Source organism: Bacillus pretiosus, from assembly GCF_051294775.1.
In the GTDB taxonomy this organism is placed as follows: Bacteria; Bacillota; Bacilli; order Bacillales; family Bacillaceae_G; genus Bacillus_A; species Bacillus_A wiedmannii.
In genome coordinates this window covers 1-318 of the sequence record NZ_JBPPHF010000109.1, presented here as the reverse complement: position 1 = coordinate 318, position 318 = coordinate 1, and the positions used below count along the sequence as shown (strand labels likewise).

Below are 318 nucleotides of genomic sequence, written 5' to 3'. Positions count from 1 at the left end.
GAGATAGATTGGAAAAATAGTTGTCCAATTCCTGGATAGCTAAAAATACTTACTAAAAAGATGGCACCCCCAACTAATCCTGTAATTTCATAGCCTAAGAAGGCTGCAATTGGTAAGAATGAATTTCGTAAAATATGTCTAGTATAGATTTTTGATTCTGGAACACCCTTTGCTCTTACTGTACGCACAAAATCTTTATGTTTCGTATCAATAATTTCGCTTCGTAACTATTGAACCGTACCAACTGTCGCAATTAATGCACCAGATAAAGCTGGTAATAGCATGTCATTCAATTTGCTTAAATAGTAACAAATGTAC

1 pseudogene is annotated in these 318 nt (G+C 34.3%); it reads right to left on the bottom strand.

Features of this window, described 5'->3' with window-relative positions:
- A pseudogene (locus ACSG5Z_RS30065) lies at nucleotides 1-318 on the bottom strand (ABC transporter permease subunit); the annotation flags it as partial.